Origin of the sequence: Pseudomonas sp. N2-3-1-14 (assembly GCF_041228395.1) — a bacterium.
Taxonomy (GTDB): Bacteria; Pseudomonadota; Gammaproteobacteria; order Pseudomonadales; family Pseudomonadaceae; genus Aquipseudomonas.
The window spans coordinates 965367-981866 of record NZ_CP166199.1 but is presented as its reverse complement, the minus strand read 5'-3'; the positions used below and the strand labels follow the sequence as shown (position 1 = coordinate 981866).

The window sequence follows — 16500 nt, the reverse complement described above, 5'->3', positions numbered from 1 at the left end:
AAAAGGCGACCTTTCAGTCGCCTTCTGCGACCAGGGCTTTTGACCTCTGATCTTAAGATCTGATTCCAGCGTTAACTGGTCTCAAAAATGGTGGGTCGTGTGGGATTCGAACCTACGACCAATTGGTTAAAAGCCAACTGCTCTACCAACTGAGCTAACGACCCAAAAATGGTCGGGGTAAGGGGATTCGAACTCCTGACATCCTGCTCCCAAAGCAGGCGCGCTACCGGACTGCGCTATACCCCGGTTTTGAAATTGGCTCCGTGACCAGGACTCGAACCTGGGACCCAATGATTAACAGTCATTTGCTCTACCGACTGAGCTATCACGGAACTGCATATTTCAAATGTGTAACTTTACTGCGTTGAAACGTTCTCTTCGGCTTGTCCGTATCGCTACGTTCATGTCTCTGAGGCGCGCTATTCTACAATCTTAAAAACCCCTGTCAACCCTTTAAATTGCTTTTAAGACAATGATTTGCGCTTCTTTCTGATTTCTTCTTGGGGAGAAGAAACCCGTGGGCTGACGTTGCTGCGGGGCGCACTTTACAAGCCTTTGCCTTACAGTTCAACGCCCTATCGAAAAAAAAGGCCCCGCAATGCGAGGCCTCCTCTTATAGCCATACAGGCTGGACTCAGTGGAAGACGATTTCGTCGTTTTCCACAGTCGCCGTGACGCTGGTGCCCGGCATGAAGCTGCCCGACAGGATCAACTGCGCCAATGGGTTCTCGATCCAGCGCTGGATCGCACGTTTCAGTGGCCGTGCGCCATACACCGGGTCGTAACCCACCGCGATCAGCTTGTCCAACGCCTCGCTGCTCAGCTCCAGGTCGAGCTCGCGCTCGGCCAAGCGGCCGCGCAGGCGCCCCAACTGGATCTCGGTGATGCCCGCAATCTGATCCCGCGCCAGAGGCTCGAAGATCACCACTTCATCGACCCGGTTGATAAATTCCGGACGGAAATGAGTGGTCAGTGCATCCATTACCGCAGCGCGCTGGCCCTCGCGATCCCCCACCAACTCCTGAATCTGGGCCGAGCCCAGGTTGGAGGTCATCACGATCACCGTATTACGGAAATCCACGGTACGCCCGTGGCTGTCCGTCAGACGGCCATCTTCCAGCACCTGCAGCAAGATGTTGAACACATCCGGGTGGGCCTTCTCGACCTCGTCCAGCAGGATCACCGAGTAAGGCTTGCGACGCACGGCTTCGGTCAGGTAACCACCCTCTTCGTAGCCCACGTAGCCTGGTGGGGCGCCGATCAAGCGAGCCACCGAGTGTTTCTCCATGAATTCGGACATATCGATCCGCACCATGGCCTCTTCGGTATCAAACAGGAACTCGGCCAAAGCCTTGCACAGCTCGGTCTTACCCACGCCGGTTGGGCCGAGGAACATGAACGAGCCGCTCGGACGGTTCGGGTCGGACAAGCCGGCCCGGGAACGCCGTACCGCGTTGGACACAGCCACCACGGCCTCTTCCTGGCCAATGACGCGCTGGTGCAACAGGCTTTCCATCTTCAGCAACTTGTCGCGCTCGCCTTCGAGCATTTTCGACACGGGAATACCGGTCCACTTCGAAACGACTTCGGCGATTTCTTCCTCGGTCACCTTGCTGCGCAGCAACTGGTTCTCGGGCTTACCATGCTGGTCGACCATTTGCAGGCTGCGCTCCAGGTCCGGGATCACCCCGTACTGCAACTCGGCCATGCGGTTCAGGTCACCTTTACGGCGCGCGGCTTCCAGCTCCTGACGGGACTGCTCGATCTTTTGCTGGATCTGCGCAGAACCCTGCACCTCGGCTTTTTCCGAAGTCCAGATTTCCTCGAGGTCTGAATATTCACGCTCCAGACGCACGATTTCTTCCTGGAGTTTTTCCAGGCGTTTCTTCGCGGCCTCGTCTTCTTCTTTCTTCAAGGCCTGGGATTCAACCTTCAGTTGAATCAGGCGTCGATCCAGACGGTCGAGCACTTCCGGCTTGGAGTCGATCTCCATGCGAATACGGCTGGCCGCTTCGTCGATCAGGTCGATGGCCTTGTCCGGCAACTGGCGGTCAGTAATGTAGCGATGGCTCAATTTGGCCGCCGCAATAATCGCGCCGTCAGTGATCGCCACCTTGTGGTGGACCTCATAGCGTTCTTTCAGGCCACGCAGGATCGCGATGGTGTCTTCTTCGCTGGGTTCTTCCACCAGCACTTTCTGGAAACGACGCTCAAGGGCTGCGTCTTTTTCGATGTACTGGCGATACTCGTTCAGCGTGGTGGCGCCAACGCAATGCAGCTCACCGCGCGCCAGTGCTGGCTTGAGCATGTTGCCGGCATCCATCGAGCCCTCGCCTTTACCGGCGCCGACCATGGTGTGCAGTTCGTCGATGAACAGAATGATCTGCCCTTCCTGCTTCGACAGTTCATTAAGCAGGGATTTCAGGCGCTCTTCGAACTCGCCACGGAACTTGGCGCCGGCGATCAGCGAGCCCATGTCCAAAGACAGCAGACGCTTGCCTTTAAGACCGTCCGGCACTTCACCATTAATGATGCGCTGGGCCAGGCCTTCGGCAATCGCGGTTTTACCCACGCCAGGTTCACCGATCAGCACCGGGTTGTTCTTGGTGCGGCGTTGCAGCACCTGGATGGTGCGACGAATTTCGTCATCACGGCCAATCACCGGGTCAAGCTTGCCCTCTTCGGCGCGCTTGGTCAGGTCGACCGTGTATTTGTCCAGGGCCTGGCGCGACTCCTCGTGGTTGGGGTCATTCACCGCCTCGCCGCCACGCAGGTTGTTGATGGCGTTTTCCAGGGCCTTTTTGCTCACGCCCTGGCCCAGCAGCAATTTGCCAAGCTTGCTGTTGTCGTCCATCGCGGCGAGCAGTACCAGTTCGCTGGAGATGAACTGATCACCTTTTTGCTGAGCCAGGCGATCTGCCTGGTTAAGCAGGCGCGCCAGGTCCTGCGACATGTTCACGTCGCCGGTAGGGTTTTGGATTTTTGGCAGTTGGTCGAGCTCTTTGCTCAACTCTTTGCGCAGGCTGTTGACGTCAAAGCCCACCTGCATCAGCAAGGGCTTGATAGAACCACCTTGCTGTTCCAGAAGCGCCTGCATCAAGTGCGCAGGCTCAATGGCCGGATGGTCGAGGCCGACCGCCAGGGATTGGGAGTCCGATAGAGCTAACTGCAATTTGCTGGTTAAACGATCAATACGCATTAGTCACCTTCCTTTTGAGCAGGCCGGAGCTATGTGCGAGCGAGCTTGCTCGCGAAAAACGCATCCTGAATGAAGAAACCTGCCAGATACCCCTATAGATGGGGTGGATTCTGCAAGATTCAAGCGGGCTATCGTGGATGTGGATCAGCGTTGACCCAAGTCAAGAGAGTCTAGCGCTCAAGCCAGATAAGGGAGGCAAATCGACCCGTGCGAGGGCTGCGACGGTAAGAAAAGAAGCGCGGGTCAGTCACGGTGCAATAACCGCCACCATAGACAGCGGTGATTCCACGTGCGGCGAGCCGCAGGCGCGCCAACTGGTAGATGTCGGCCATGTACTTGCCGGGATTGTGGCTTGGCACGAAGGCTTCGGCGGTCGTCGGCAGCTGCTGCATGAAAGCTTCACGCACCTCCGGGCCGACTTCAAAGGCTTGCGGGCCAATGGCAGGGCCCAGCCAGACCAATACATCGGCAGGTTCGCAGCCCAGGCTTTCGAAAGCCGCTTCGAGCACACCCGCTGCCAGCCCACGCCAACCGGCATGGGCTGCCGCCACGCGAGTACCGGCGCGGTTGCAGAACAACGCGGGCAGGCAATCGGCAGTCATGGATGTGCAGGCAATACCAGGCGTGCTGGTCCAGCTGCCATCGGCTTCGGCGATGCGCGAGGGGTCAGCCTCGACCACGGTCACCCCGTGAACTTGGCGCAGCCACGCGGGCTGAATATCAAAGGTATCGGTCAGGCGACGGCGATTCTCAAGGACGGCTTCAAGGCTGTCCTCAACATGATCGCCCAGGTTGAGGCTGTCGAACGGCGCCAGACTGACGCCGCCCGCACGGGTGGTGACGCAGGCTTTAACCTGAGCCGGCGCAGGCCAGTCAGGAATCAGCCAGTCATTCATCCGATAAACGCCTCGCGATCCTGCTTGAGCAGCGACAGCAACCAGACCAGATCGTCTGGAAGAGGCGATTCCCAGCTCATCCGCTTACCGCTCGTCGGATGATCCAGCTCCAGGAAACGTGCATGCAGTGCCTGACGCGGGAAAGATTTCAGCGATTCAACCATGGTCTGACTCGCCGCCGGCGGAATACGGAAGCGACCGCCGTAGGCCGGATCTCCGACCAACGGGAAGTTAATGTGCGCCATGTGCACGCGGATCTGGTGCGTACGGCCGGTTTCCAGCTTGACCCGCACGTGAGTGTGGGACCGGAAACGCTCCAGCACACGGTAGTGGCTGACGGCCTGCTTGCCGCCTTCCATCACCGCCATACGCTGACGCTGCTGGCCGTGGCGACCGATAGGGGCGTTGATCTTGCCACCCGCCACCACCACGCCGATCACGATGCACTCGTAGATGCGGCTGACGCTACGGCTCTGCAACTGTGTGACCAGTTGCGTCTGGGCCTGGATGGTCTTGGCCACCACCATCAAGCCGGTGGTGTCCTTGTCCAGGCGGTGCACGATGCCGCAGCGCGGGACATTGATGATGTCCGGCACGTGGTGCAGCAAGGCATTGAGCAAGGTGCCATCAGCGTGCCCGGCGGCCGGGTGAACCACCAGGCCTGCGGGTTTATTGATGACTAGGATGTCATCGTCTTCATAGACGATGTCCAGCTCGATGTCCTGGGCGACCCATTCTCCCTGGGCTTCCTGCTCGGCAGTCAGCTCAAGAATCGCACCGCCATGGACTATGTCTCGCGGGCGGATAACCGCTCCATCCACAGTCAGGCGGCCGTCTTTGATCCAGGCGGAAAGGCGCGAGCGCGAGTGCTCAGCGAATAATTGTGCGGCGACTTGATCGAGGCGTTGGCCGCCCAATTCGGACGGCACCTCTGCGCGAAGTTCAATTTTATCGGACATGCTCAGACTAGGCGTGGCACAGCCTTTGGTTTCGGCTGCGCGCTTGTGGTTAAATACGGCGTCTTTTGCCCCGAGGCTTTCAACGGGGCGCTCATCATAACAGGACGGCCCCGCCCAAGACAGCGGCCGTCATAGGGACGCAAGCCGCCATGCAAGTGAAACACCTGCTGCTGATCGCCATCCTCGCCATGACTGCTGCTTGCTCGTCAACAAAGGAAGTCGTCGACGAAAACCTGAGCGAAGTCGAGCTGTATCAATTAGCTCAAAAAGACTTGGACAATAATAGCTACACCAGTGCCACAGCCAAGCTGAAGGCCCTGGAGTCACGCTATCCGTTCGGTCGCTACGCCGACCAGGCACAGCTCGAGCTGATCTACGCCAACTACAAGAACGCCGAGCCGGAAGCTGCCAAATCCGCCGCCGAGCGTTTTATCCGCCTGCACCCGCAGCACCCGAACGTGGACTACGCCTACTACATGAAGGGCCTGACCTCGTTCGACCAGGACGTGGGCCTACTGGCGCGCTTCCTGCCGCTGGACATGACCAAGCGTGACCCCGGCGCTGCCCGCGACTCCTACAACGAGTTCGCCCAGCTGACCAGCCGCTACCCCAACAGCCGCTACGCGCCGGACGCCAAGCAGCGCATGATCTACCTGCGCAACCTGCTGGCTTCCTACGAGATTCATGTGGCTGACTACTACCTGACCCGTCAGGCATACGTGGCTGCCGCCAACCGTGGGCGCTATGTAGTGGAGAACTTCCAGGAAACCCCTTCCGTGGGTGACGGCCTGGCGGTGATGACCGAGGCTTACCAGGCGTTGCACCTGGATGCATTGGCAGCCACCAGCCTGGAAACCCTGAAGCTCAACTACCCAGACTCGCCAAGCTTGAAAGACGGCCAGTTTGTGCCTCGGGTTGCCGAAACAGACAACCGTTCGTGGCTGAGCAAGTACACCCTGGGCCTGATCAGTTCCCGTCCACCCTTGCCGCCGGGCGAAACCCGCGCCAACCAGGACGTGATCAAACAGTTCCAGGACGCCAAGGAAGCAATTCCGTCGGAGCTCAAGCCGCATGACGAGAATGGCGATGTGATCGAAGAGCAAGAGCCGCAGGCCCTTGGCAACAACGAAGATCGTTCGTGGTTCAGCTACATGACGTTCGGCGTATTCGACTGATTGCACCCAGCGTCATCAAGAAGGAGCCTTTCGAGGCTCCTTTTTTATTGCCCGGCGTTATTGCGCTGTGCGCCTGCCACGACCTTGGCTAAACTGGCGCATTCCTTGTCGAGAAACTGCCCATCATGCTTCGTCTACTGTTCTGGATTGCCGTCATTGCTGCCGCGGTATGGTTCTGGCGCAAATTCAAAAGCCCGGCCGCCCGGCAGCAACGCGCCAGCGAGCCTGACGCAGCCATGATGGTGCGCTGCGCCCACTGCGGCGTGCACTTGCCGCAGGATCGCGCGCTGAGCTCACGCCAGGAGTGGTATTGCACTCAGGCACACCTGGAACAGGGGCCGAAGTCTATCCAGCGTTGATTCGACCTGCGGGCGCATAACGCGCCGGGTCAATGATCGGCGTACGCCCCAGCAACAAGTCGGCAAACAACTGGCAGGATGCCGGCGCAAGCACCAAGCCATTGCGGTAATGCCCGCAATTGAGCCACAACCCTTTGAAGCCCGGGACTTCCCCGATATAAGGGATACCTTCCGGTGAGCCGGGCCGCAAACCGGCCCAATGCCCCACGACCTCGGCGTCCGCCAAGGCAGGAATCAACTCCACAGCCGAAGCCTTGAGGCTTTCCAGCGCTGAGTCGGTCGGGGTCTTGTCGAACCCTTCGTGTTCAAGCGTGCTGCCGATCAGAATGTGCCCATCACGCCGTGGGATCGCATAACGCCCCTTGGCCAGGACCATGCTCGAGAGGAAATCCGAGGCGCATTTGTACAAAATCATTTGGCCTTTGACCGGTTCCACCGGCAGCGCCAAGCCCAACTTGCCAAGTAACTCACCGCTCCAGGCACCCGCAGCCAACACTATCTGGTCGCCAAGAATCGGTCCCGCAGCGGTATTCACGCCCACTACGTCTTCGCCTTCAAGTACAAAACCCTGTACTTCGCACTGCTCATGAAGGGTCACACCAGGCAGCGCCAACAGCGCCGCCTTGAGGGATTTGACCAGGCGCGGGTTGCGCACATTGGCCACGTCCGCCATGTAAATCGCCTGGGAATACCCGCCGCCCAGTACCGGCACCGCATCGTGCGCAGCCGACACATCCACTTTGCTCAGCGGCCGTCCCTCGCGGGCAGCCCAGGCCAACGCCTGGGCCTCATCTTCCAGGTCCAACCAGTAAAGGCCCGTGGTATGAACCTCTGGATCAACACCCGTGGCCGCGAACAGACGTTCGGCCAATTGCGGATAAAAATCCTGGGACCAATGCGCCAGCGCGGTGACCGCCGGGCTATAGCGCCACGGGTACAGCGGCGACACGATCCCGCCGCCGGCCCAGGAGGACTCCTGGCCAAGCCCGGAGCGCTCCAGCAGTATGACGGCCTGCCCTTGGGTGGCCAGGTTGTACGCCGTCAACAACCCGATTACTCCGCCACCGACAATCACCACTTGCTGTTGCTTAGCCATCATTTGATCCAGCCGATAAAAAGGGAAAAGCGCACCGGGCGCCCACTCATCCAGCACTCTCATCATTGCCCCCAGCACGCCTTGCGCGACATTCCAGGTGCCGCGCCCGGGTTGCTGCGCACGCCGGAGCTGCTCAGGCTGAATTCAGCGCATGGGTCGCCTGCCATGACTGAGCCGACGGCAGGCGTGGCCACCAGGGTGAAGTCCTGAGGGTTCAATGCAGCGCCGATTCTATAGCGTTCATTGCCCGCACTGACGCCGCTTGCATCAATAAAAGTGCCGTTGCGCGTGTAAAAGCGCTCCAGGTAATGGACTTGCTCGGACAACAACGCAACGATTTCTGCGCGATAGACCTTTTTTACATGCCCGGTATACGCCGGGTAAGCGATCCCGGCCAGAAACACGATGATCGCGACAGCGATCAATAACTCGATCAAGGTAAAACCCCGGCAATCCTTGCCCACTGATACGCTCCTTATTGAAGTTGCCGCCATAAAGTCCGACGAAATCTCGCCCCTGCTGCTTCGTTGACCTGCGCATAGACCGTCTCCAGAACGGTGCGCGATTGGCCGCTGAAGCCCACCGCCGTCACGCGGTATAACCTGGCAGATGTGTGCAGAGGTAAACCCGTCAGCCCTGTGCCCTGCCCCAGCGCCTGAATGCCGTACAGGCCGCCCTTGAAGGCAACCCAACTGACCGCTGAAACAGAACGCTGCCCGGTGCCAACCACAGAAAACGATTCCGGTGACGGTGCGCAGGCGCTGATCGACTGGCATAACGGCAACACCGACCCCGCGCGCCGGACCATTGATTCCCCCAACCTCAGGCCGCTTTCGGCACTTTGAAATGATTGATTGCGATGCCAGACGCCGCTGGCAATCCTTTGCTGGGACACGGCCCCTTGCATCGAGGCCAGGCCAATCAGTGACAACACCAGCAAAAACACCAGGCTGATCAAGAGGACCATGCCCGTCTGCCGTGGATGGAAGCCGTCAAAGTTGCGCATGATCGCTCTACTCCAACCGGTTGCGCAGCGCTGCCACGACGCTGTAGGCCTGATCCTGAACGCGCCCCGTCGGGTCTCGCAGCGTCATTCGGATACGCACGCTGCGTATCAGTGATTCGTCGGCCGGGGTGGGGTCATAGCGCGCAACGCGAGCCGAGCCGGGCTTGGCTGCCACACCGAAACTGAGGTCGAACGCCTGTACGTTATCCACCAGAACCGCCTTGGCCGGCGCAGCCGGTGTACTGACTTTCAGTTGGCCCGCTTCAAAGGTGTAGGTGAGCTGGCGTATCGCAAACCGGCTCTGGCCAGGCGCGGGCGTCGGCGAGTTGCCCGCATAGGCCTGGGCCGTGGTCACGCAGTCGGAAAGTACCGTCCAGTCGGGCCTGCCACCCTCTCCACTTGCATCCGCGGTGACTAATGTCAGTGACCTCGAGCTGCCCGAGGTGCTCCAGCCGACCGGTCGATCAAAGGCCGCCGGCGCATTATCGATAGAGGCCGTCGCCAGGCAGCCAAACACACCCGCCTGGCGAATGTCCTGAATCATCTTGCCCAGCACAAACCGCGCATCATCCTGCAGCAACATGGCTGCCTGCTGGCTGGCGTGGGTGGCTCGAACGCTGATGACGACTTGGCTGACCCCGAGGATCAGCACCAACCCGACAGACAGCGCCAGCAACAGCTCCACCAGGCTGAATCCCCGTGCAAAGCGATTCATTTCGCCACCCCAGGCTCGCTGGCAATGCGACTGGCGAGGGTGAAGGTTTCCCGTGCGCCGCTGCGGTTCGCGCCCCTGGCGTCGTCCCAGCTGATACTGACGGTCACCTCGCTGCCACTGACCACGACGGAGCCTTTTGCACTCGCTCCGGCAAACCCGACGATATTTGCTTCGAAGTCGTGCAGGTCCAGGTCACGCACGCTGTCGCTGGCCGTACCGAGCGGCGCGCCTTCGGTTCGGCTCCATGAATAGTCGACGCTCGAGTTGGCGCGAACCCGGTCCAGCATGTCGTAGGCAATGAAACTGGCCTGGCTGATCATCCTTGAGCTGTCGGTGTATTTGAGTGCGTTGAGCTGGATCACCGCCGCGCCCAGCAACCCGACCGCAAGAATCAGCACGGCCACCAGCACCTCGATCAGCGTCATGCCGGATTGGTGGCGAGGTAAGACGCAGGCAAATTTTAGGTTCGGACAAACAAGCATCACCGTCGTCATCCCTGTCGAAGGCCGGAGAAAAGCAGGAAAAACCTGCTGTGCGGCCCAAGACTAGCGCCGGTTTTCGGCTGACGCTGCTGCCGGAACAAAGGGAAATACTTTGGACATAAAGGCCATCACTCCACGCTAGGAACTGGCGGCTATACCTATGCCTGTCACCTGAAACAGTGAACCCGTCCATGGAGGGACGACACATGAAGCAACGCGGATTCACCCTGGTCGAGCTTCTGCTGACCCTGTTGCTAAGCGGCATCCTGGCAAATCTCGCAGTACCCGGTTTCAAAGGCTTGCTCGAGTCACAGCAACGACAAACAGCTGCGCAGGCCTTGGCCAGCGGCATGCGCTATGCGCGCACCGAGGCCATTGCGCGCAATCGTGCGGTGGTCATTCACGCGCGGGATGAAAACTGGAGCCAAGGATGGCGAGTGATACTGGACGAAAGCGGACGCGGCCACCTGGACGAGAACAATCCGGTGCTGCTGGAACGACAGGACAGCGGGCAGGTACCGATCGTAGGCAATGGGCCCGTTAAGAGCGAGGTACGCTTCAGCGGATTGGGCGAGCCGATTTTTTCAGCGGGAGGGTTCCGTGCAGGCACTGTGCACGTGTGCGACGCGGATCAGGCACAAAGCCTGTTTCAAGTGGTACTTGCCCCCAGCGGGCGCATCAGCCTGCGCAGTGACACCACTGAGCAGGCGTTATGCCGGAATGACGCCGGCACCTTGGCACTCAGAGCAGCGAGCGAACCCGCAGTTCCTTGGGCATGGAGAACGTGATGTTCTCTTCACGGCCAGCCAATTCATCGGCACCGGTGGCACCCCATGCCTGCAGCTGCTGGATCACACCGCGCACCAGCACTTCCGGCGCCGACGCGCCCGCCGTAATGCCGATACGCTCGACACCGTCGAACCAGCTGCGCTGCATGTCTTCAGCGCCGTCGATCAGGTAGGCCGGCGTGGCCATGCGCTCGGCCAGTTCGCGTAAGCGGTTGGAGTTGGAGCTGTTGGGGCTGCCGACCACCAGCACGACATCGCACTCATCGGCCAATTGCTTGACCGCGTCTTGACGGTTTTGTGTGGCATAGCAGATGTCGTCTTTGCGCGGGCCACCAATGGCCGGGAATCGCGTGCGCAAGGCATCGATTACACGGCTGGTATCGTCCATCGACAAGGTGGTCTGCGTGACAAAGGCCAGCCGTTCGGGGTTTTGCACCTGCAAGTTGGCAACGTCTTTTTCGTCTTCCACCAGGTAAATCGCGCCGCCATTGCTGGCGTCGTACTGGCCCATGGTGCCTTCGACTTCCGGGTGGCCGGCATGGCCGATCAGGATGCATTCACGGCCGTCACGGCTGTAGCGCGCGACTTCGATGTGCACCTTGGTCACCAGGGGGCAGGTGGCGTCGAATACCTTGAGGCCGCGGCCGGCAGCCTCGGTACGCACGGCCTGGGAAACACCGTGCGCGCTGAAGATGACGATAACGTCGTCCGGCACCTGATCGAGCTCTTCGACAAAGATGGCACCGCGTGCGCGCAGGTCTTCGACCACAAATTTGTTGTGGACGACTTCATGACGCACGTAAATCGGCGGCCCGAAGACTTCCAGGGCGCGATTGACGATTTCGATCGCCCGGTCCACACCGGCGCAGAAGCCACGGGGGTTGGCGAGTTTGATTTGCATGCTGTGCCTCGTGTCTTGCAGGGCAAGAAATTGGATCAACTCAACTCTACAGGAGTGAGCCCAAGTGGGCGCTGGGCTTGCCCGCGATGCAGACGACTGGGTGTATCAGGTACACCGAGGTGATGCTATCGCAGGCAAGCCAGCTCCCACATAAACCAGCCCCCACAGGAGCCAGCGTCGTTGATCAGAGCGCTTTAACGTCGATGATTTCAACGTCAAACGTCAAGGTTTTACCGGCCAACGGGTGGTTGAAGTCGATGGTCACTTGCGCGTCATCGAAGGTTTTCACCACACCAGGCAGCTCGGTATTCGCCGCATCATTGAAGATCACCAACAGGCCTTCCGACAGGTCCATGTCCTGGAACTGCGAACGCGGGATGATCTGCACGTTTTGCGGGTTGGGCTGGCCAAAGGCGTTTTCCGGCAGGATCTGCAGGGTACGCTTGTCGCCGGCCTTGAAACCGAACAGCGCCGCTTCAAAACCCGGCAGCAGGTTGCCGTCGCCGACCGTGAAGGTCGCCGGGGCTTTGTCGAACGTGCTGTCGACCGTGTCGCCGTTCTCCAGGCGCAGTGCGAAATGCAAAGTGACTTCCGTGTTCTGGCCGATGCGTTGCTCAGCCAATACCTGATCAGTCATTGACGGTCTCTCCGGTTTTCTTGCTTTTAAACATGTCCAACGCCAGCATGATTGCACCGACGGTGATGGCGCTGTCGGCAAAGTTGAACGCCGGGAAGTACCAGCGGTTCTGCCAATGCACCAGGATAAAGTCGATCACATGGCCCAGGGCAATGCGGTCGTAGAGGTTGCCCAGCGCGCCGCCCAACACCAGGGCCAGGGCGATCGCGAGCCAGGTGTCATCGCGACCCAGGCGCTTAAGCCAGACCACCAGGACTGCACTGACCACGACCGCGATCAACGCGAACAGCCAGCGCTGCCAGCCGGAGCTATCAGCGAGGAAGCTGAAGGCAGCGCCGGTGTTGTAGGCCAGGGTCCAGCTGAAGTAGTCAGGGATGACCACGATCTGCTGGTACATCTGCAAGGCGCCTTCGAAGTGAGCCTTGCTGAGCTGGTCAATGACCAGCACCAGCACGCTCAGTACGAGCCAGCCCAGACGTCCGAAACGGCTGGTGTTAGGCATAGTGGCGAACCTCGCCAGCACCGCTGATGTTGTCGACGCAACGACCGCAGATTTCCGGATGCTCGGGGTTCACGCCAACGTCTTCACGGCAGTGCCAGCAACGGGCGCACTTAGGGAAGGCCGACTTGACCACTTGAAGCTTGAGGCCCGGCACTTCGGTAGCCACCGCGTCCGCAGGTGCCTGGGCAAACGGTGCCAGGCTGGCGGTCGAGGTGATCAGCACGAAGCGCAGTTCGTTGCTCAGCTTGGCCAGGTCGGCGCTCAGGCCTTCCTCGGCAAACAGGGTGACTTCGGCTTGCAGGTTGCCACCGACGGCCTTGGCCGCACGCTGCACTTCCAGCTCCTTGTTCACCGCCACTTTGACGGCCATCACGCCTTCCCAGTACTCGCGGCCCAGTTCGAAGTCGGCCGGCAGTTCGGTCAGGCCTTCGTACCAAGTGTTGAGCATCACCGATTCGTTACGCTCGCCCGGCAGGTATTCCCACAGCTCGTCGGCGGTGAAGGCCAGGATCGGAGCGATCCAGCGCACCAGCGCTTCAGAGATGTGGTACAGCGCGGTCTGCGCCGAACGGCGTGCCTTGCTGTTGGCGCCGGTGGTGTACTGGCGGTCCTTGATGATGTCGAGGTAGAAACCACCCAGCTCCTGCACGCAGAAGTTGTGGATCTTGGAGTACACGTTCCAGAAGCGGTATTCGCCGTAGTGTTCCTGCAACTCGCGCTGCAGCAACAGGGTACGGTCCACTGCCCAACGGTCGAGGGCGAGCATGTCCTCGGCCGGCAGCAGGTCGGTGGCCGGGTTGAAACCGGTCAGGTTCGACAGCAGGAAGCGTGCGGTATTACGGATACGGCGGTAGGCATCAGCGCTACGGGCCAGGATCTGGTCCGACACGGCGATTTCGCCCGAATAATCGGTCGAGGCTACCCACAGACGCATGATGTCGGCGCCCAGGGTTTCATTGATCTTCTTCGGCTCGATCACGTTTTTCAGCGACTTGGACATCTTGCGGCCCGTCTCGTCGACGGTAAAACCGTGGGTCAGCAGTTCGCGGTATGGCGCGTGGTTGTCGATGGCGCAGCCGGTCAGCAAGGAGGAATGGAACCAGCCGCGGTGTTGGTCCGAACCTTCCAGGTACAGGTCGGCACGCGGGCCGGTCTCGTGGCCCATCGGGTGCGAACCGCGCAGCACGTGCCAGTGAGTGGTGCCGGAGTCGAACCACACGTCGAGGGTGTCGCTGATCTTGTCGTACAGCGGCGCTTCGTCGCCCAGCAGCTCGGCGGCGTCCAGCTTGAACCAGGCTTCGATGCCTTCCTGCTCAACACGCAGGGCGACTTCTTCCATCAGTTCGACGGTACGTGGGTGCAGCTCGCCGCTTTCCTTGTTGAGGAAGAACGGGATTGGCACGCCCCAGTTACGCTGACGGGAGATGCACCAATCCGGGCGGTTGGCGATCATCGAGTGCAGGCGCGCCTGGCCCCAGGCCGGGACGAACTTGGTGTCTTCGATGGCTTTGAGCGAGCGCACACGCAGGGTGTCGCCGCTGGTCGGCTCTTTGTCCATGCCGATAAACCACTGCGCAGTGGCGCGGTAGATCAACGGGGTCTTGTGGCGCCAGCAGTGCATGTAGCTGTGCTTGATGGTTTCGGTGTGCAGCAGCGAACCGACTTCACGCAGCTTATCGATGATTGGCTCGTTAGCCTTGAAGATGAACTGGCCGCCGAAGAACTCCAGCGACGGCGCGTAAACGCCATTGCTCTGCACCGGGTTGAGGATGTCGTCGTTGACCATGCCGTAGGCTTTGCAGGTCACAAAGTCGTCAACGCCGTAGGCCGGTGCGGAGTGAACCACACCCGTGCCCGAACCCAGCTCAACGTAGTCAGCCAGGTACACCGGCGACAGACGATCATAGAACGGGTGGCGGAAGTTGATCAGTTCCAGCGCGGTACCGGTCGTCGTGGCGATCACCGAACCTTGCAGCTCGTAACGCGCCAGGCAGGCTTCGACCATTTCTTCAGCGAGCACCAGCAGGCGATCACCGACGTCCACCAGGGCGTAGGTGAATTCCGGGTGCACGTTGAGCGCCTGGTTGGCCGGAATGGTCCACGGGGTGGTGGTCCAGATCACGATGGCAGCCGGTTTGCTCAGGCTTGCCAGGCCAAAGGCCTCGGCCAGCTTGGCGTCGTCGGCGATCGGGAAGGCCACGTCGATGGTCGAGGACTTCTTGTCTTCGTACTCGACTTCCGCCTCGGCCAGGGCCGAACCGCAGTCGAAGCACCAGTTCACGGGCTTGAGGCCCTTGAACACGAAACCGCCTTTGACGATTTCAGCCAAGGCACGGATTTCCCCTGCCTCGTTCTTGAAGTTCATGGTTTTGTACGGGTTGTCCCACTCGCCCAACACGCCCAGGCGGATGAATTCGGACTTCTGCCCTTCGATCTGCTCGGTGGCGTAGGCACGGCACAGTTCGCGGGTTTTATCCGCGCCCAGATTTTTGCCGTAGGTCACTTCGACTTTGTGTTCGATCGGCAGGCCGTGGCAGTCCCAGCCCGGAACATAAGGCGCGTCGAAACCCGAAAGGGTTTTCGAGCGCAGGATCATGTCCTTGAGAATTTTGTTCAGCGCATGACCGATGTGAATCGTGCCGTTGGCATAAGGAGGGCCGTCGTGCAGGACGAATTTCGGACGATCCTTGCCAATTTCGCGCAACTTTCCGTACAGGCCAATACTGTCCCAGCGCTGCAGGATCTGCGGTTCGCGCTGTGGCAGGCCGGCCTTCATTGGGAAGGCGGTGTCCGGAAGGTTTAGCGTGGCTTTATAGTCGGTCATTTAAGGCTCTTCGGTTAGCGATGGGCGCTAGGTGCGGCTAGTGCACGGGCGGCGGCGACATCCGCATTGATCGCCGTTTTCAACGCCTCAAGCGAGGCGAAACGCTGCTCTTCACGCAGCTTCTGGTGGAAAACCACCGTCAAACGCCGGTCATACAAATCACCGGCAAAATCCAAAAGGTGAACTTCCAGGTGGGCCTTGCCATCACCTGCAACCGTGGGCCTGACGCCTATGTTGGCGACTCCCGGCCACGATTGGCCGTCGATGTCGACGCTCACCAGGTAAACCCCGGTGAGTGGCACACGACGGCGCTTGAGTTGCACGTTGGCGGTTGGCGTGCCCAGTTGGCGCGCCAGCTTCTGGCCGTGCAGTACCCGCCCGGCAATGCGGAACGGGCGACCGAGCAAACGCTCGGCCAAGGCGAAGTCGGCAGCGGCCAGGGCGTTACGCACCTGGGTACTGCTCACGCGCAGGCCGTCCAGTTCGACGGTTTGCGCGGCTTCGACGGTAAAACCTTGATTCACACCGGCGTGTTGCAGGAAGTCGAAATCCCCGACGCGGTCGCAACCGAAACGGAAGTCGTCGCCGACCTCCAGGTGCTGTACGCCCAGGCCATCTACCAGAATACGGTCGACGAACTCGGCGGCGCTGAGGCTTTGCAGACGCTGGTTGAAGGCCAGGCAAAGAACACGGTCCACGCCCTCTTCGGCCAGCAGCTGCAGCTTGTCGCGCAAACGTGCCAACCGTGCCGGTGCCGTTTCAGGGGTAAAGAATTCCCGTGGCTGCGGCTCAAAAATCACCACGCAGCTGGGCACGCCCAACTCGACCGCACGTTCACGCAGCCGGCCCAGGATAGCCTGGTGGCCACGGTGAACACCGTCAAAGTTGCCAATAGTGGCGACGCAGCCCCGATGCTCGGGGCGCAGGTTGTGGAGACCTCGAACCAGCTGCATAACGCGCT

16 protein-coding genes and 3 tRNA genes are annotated in these 16500 nt (G+C 60.2%); 3 read left to right on the top strand and 16 right to left on the bottom strand.

Annotated elements, in window-relative coordinates; translation table 11 throughout:
• Window positions 1–88: 88 nt before the first annotated feature.
• The 6 genes from AB5I78_RS04525 to rluD form a co-directional block, all read right to left on the bottom strand.
• Window positions 89–164, bottom strand: a tRNA-Lys gene (locus AB5I78_RS04525).
• A gap of 5 nt (window positions 165–169) precedes the next feature.
• A tRNA-Pro gene (locus tag AB5I78_RS04520) sits at window positions 170–246 on the bottom strand.
• A 10-nt stretch (window positions 247–256) separates the two neighbouring features.
• Window positions 257–332: transfer RNA gene (locus AB5I78_RS04515), tRNA-Asn, on the bottom strand.
• Window positions 333–634: 302 nt separating this feature from the next.
• Complete coding sequence (clpB, locus tag AB5I78_RS04510) at window positions 635–3199, bottom strand: ATP-dependent chaperone ClpB (protein WP_242194788.1); 2565 nt, start codon at window positions 3197–3199, stop codon at window positions 635–637.
• A gap of 170 nt (window positions 3200–3369) precedes the next feature.
• The gene (gene pgeF, locus AB5I78_RS04505; RefSeq protein WP_369302567.1) at window positions 3370–4095 is read right to left on the bottom strand and encodes a peptidoglycan editing factor PgeF; all 726 of its coding nucleotides are present in this window, start codon (window positions 4093–4095) and stop codon (window positions 3370–3372) included.
• Window positions 4092–5054: a 23S rRNA pseudouridine(1911/1915/1917) synthase RluD gene (rluD, locus tag AB5I78_RS04500; RefSeq protein WP_005784662.1), complete on the bottom strand. Its 963-nt coding sequence runs from the start codon at window positions 5052–5054 to the stop codon at window positions 4092–4094. The genes pgeF and rluD overlap by 4 nt, the downstream gene beginning before the upstream one ends.
• A gap of 149 nt (window positions 5055–5203) precedes the next feature.
• Between rluD and AB5I78_RS04495 the strand changes: the two genes are divergently transcribed.
• On the top strand, window positions 5204–6229 hold the full coding sequence (locus AB5I78_RS04495) for an outer membrane protein assembly factor BamD (protein ID WP_106578596.1): 1026 nt from the start codon (window positions 5204–5206) through the stop codon (window positions 6227–6229).
• A gap of 125 nt (window positions 6230–6354) precedes the next feature.
• Window positions 6355–6588, top strand: coding sequence for a PP0621 family protein (locus tag AB5I78_RS04490; protein ID WP_145165600.1), 234 nt, complete (start codon window positions 6355–6357; stop codon window positions 6586–6588).
• Here the strand turns inward: AB5I78_RS04490 and thiO are convergent.
• The 5 genes from thiO to pilV form a co-directional block, all read right to left on the bottom strand.
• Window positions 6575–7684 (bottom strand): glycine oxidase ThiO, encoded by a 1110-nt coding sequence (thiO, locus tag AB5I78_RS04485; RefSeq protein WP_369302566.1) that lies wholly within the window; start codon window positions 7682–7684, stop codon window positions 6575–6577. The genes AB5I78_RS04490 and thiO overlap by 14 nt on opposite strands.
• 62 nt (window positions 7685–7746) lie before the next feature.
• A complete protein-coding gene (locus tag AB5I78_RS04480) occupies window positions 7747–8148 on the bottom strand; it encodes a type IV pilin protein (protein WP_369302565.1) in 402 nt (133 codons plus the stop codon).
• An 11-nt stretch (window positions 8149–8159) separates the two neighbouring features.
• Window positions 8160–8690, bottom strand: a complete 531-nt coding sequence (locus tag AB5I78_RS04475) for a PilX N-terminal domain-containing pilus assembly protein (protein WP_369302564.1) — start codon at window positions 8688–8690, stop codon at window positions 8160–8162.
• A gap of 7 nt (window positions 8691–8697) precedes the next feature.
• A complete protein-coding gene (locus tag AB5I78_RS04470; RefSeq protein WP_369302563.1) occupies window positions 8698–9405 on the bottom strand; it encodes a PilW family protein in 708 nt (235 codons plus the stop codon).
• A complete protein-coding gene (gene pilV / locus AB5I78_RS04465; RefSeq protein WP_369302608.1) occupies window positions 9402–9887 on the bottom strand; it encodes a type IV pilus modification protein PilV in 486 nt (161 codons plus the stop codon). Before pilV ends, AB5I78_RS04470 begins: the two co-directional genes overlap by 4 nt.
• A 206-nt stretch (window positions 9888–10093) precedes the next feature.
• Here pilV and AB5I78_RS04460 point away from each other — a divergent pair, with 206 nt between their 5' ends.
• On the top strand, window positions 10094–10675 hold the full coding sequence (locus tag AB5I78_RS04460; protein ID WP_369302562.1) for a GspH/FimT family pseudopilin: 582 nt from the start codon (window positions 10094–10096) through the stop codon (window positions 10673–10675).
• Here the strand turns inward: AB5I78_RS04460 and ispH are convergent.
• From ispH to ribF, 5 genes are all read right to left on the bottom strand, one after another.
• The gene (gene ispH, locus AB5I78_RS04455; protein WP_083360219.1) at window positions 10629–11576 is read right to left on the bottom strand and encodes a 4-hydroxy-3-methylbut-2-enyl diphosphate reductase; all 948 of its coding nucleotides are present in this window, start codon (window positions 11574–11576) and stop codon (window positions 10629–10631) included. The two genes, AB5I78_RS04460 and ispH, sit on opposite strands and share 47 nt — an antisense overlap.
• Window positions 11577–11760: 184 nt before the next feature.
• Window positions 11761–12198 (bottom strand): FKBP-type peptidyl-prolyl cis-trans isomerase, encoded by a 438-nt coding sequence (gene fkpB / locus AB5I78_RS04450; RefSeq protein ID WP_369302607.1) that lies wholly within the window; start codon window positions 12196–12198, stop codon window positions 11761–11763.
• A gap of 7 nt (window positions 12199–12205) precedes the next feature.
• Window positions 12206–12715, bottom strand: coding sequence for a signal peptidase II (gene lspA / locus AB5I78_RS04445; RefSeq protein ID WP_106578588.1), 510 nt, complete (start codon window positions 12713–12715; stop codon window positions 12206–12208).
• On the bottom strand, window positions 12708–15539 hold the full coding sequence (gene ileS, locus AB5I78_RS04440) for an isoleucine--tRNA ligase (protein ID WP_369302561.1): 2832 nt from the start codon (window positions 15537–15539) through the stop codon (window positions 12708–12710). Before ileS ends, lspA begins: the two co-directional genes overlap by 8 nt.
• Before the next feature lie 14 nt (window positions 15540–15553).
• On the bottom strand, window positions 15554–16492 hold the full coding sequence (gene ribF, locus AB5I78_RS04435) for a bifunctional riboflavin kinase/FAD synthetase (RefSeq protein ID WP_064450635.1): 939 nt from the start codon (window positions 16490–16492) through the stop codon (window positions 15554–15556).
• Window positions 16493–16500 lie beyond the last annotated feature (8 nt).

Coding starts and splice junctions, on each gene's coding strand:
- clpB (WP_242194788.1), bottom strand. CDS start 3,199: ATGCGTATTGATCGTTTAACCAGCAAATTGCAGTTAGCTCTATCGGAC.
- pgeF (WP_369302567.1), bottom strand. CDS start 4,095: ATGAATGACTGGCTGATTCCTGACTGGCCTGCGCCGGCTCAGGTTAAA.
- rluD (WP_005784662.1), bottom strand. CDS start 5,054: ATGTCCGATAAAATTGAACTTCGCGCAGAGGTGCCGTCCGAATTGGGC.
- AB5I78_RS04495 (WP_106578596.1), top strand. CDS start 5,204: ATGCAAGTGAAACACCTGCTGCTGATCGCCATCCTCGCCATGACTGCT.
- AB5I78_RS04490 (WP_145165600.1), top strand. CDS start 6,355: ATGCTTCGTCTACTGTTCTGGATTGCCGTCATTGCTGCCGCGGTATGG.
- thiO (WP_369302566.1), bottom strand. CDS start 7,684: ATGGCTAAGCAACAGCAAGTGGTGATTGTCGGTGGCGGAGTAATCGGG.
- AB5I78_RS04475 (WP_369302564.1), bottom strand. CDS start 8,690: ATGCGCAACTTTGACGGCTTCCATCCACGGCAGACGGGCATGGTCCTC.
- AB5I78_RS04470 (WP_369302563.1), bottom strand. CDS start 9,405: ATGAATCGCTTTGCACGGGGATTCAGCCTGGTGGAGCTGTTGCTGGCG.
- pilV (WP_369302608.1), bottom strand. CDS start 9,887: ATGCTTGTTTGTCCGAACCTAAAATTTGCCTGCGTCTTACCTCGCCAC.
- AB5I78_RS04460 (WP_369302562.1), top strand. CDS start 10,094: ATGAAGCAACGCGGATTCACCCTGGTCGAGCTTCTGCTGACCCTGTTG.
- ispH (WP_083360219.1), bottom strand. CDS start 11,576: ATGCAAATCAAACTCGCCAACCCCCGTGGCTTCTGCGCCGGTGTGGAC.
- lspA (WP_106578588.1), bottom strand. CDS start 12,715: ATGCCTAACACCAGCCGTTTCGGACGTCTGGGCTGGCTCGTACTGAGC.
- ileS (WP_369302561.1), bottom strand. CDS start 15,539: ATGACCGACTATAAAGCCACGCTAAACCTTCCGGACACCGCCTTCCCA.
- ribF (WP_064450635.1), bottom strand. CDS start 16,492: ATGCAGCTGGTTCGAGGTCTCCACAACCTGCGCCCCGAGCATCGGGGC.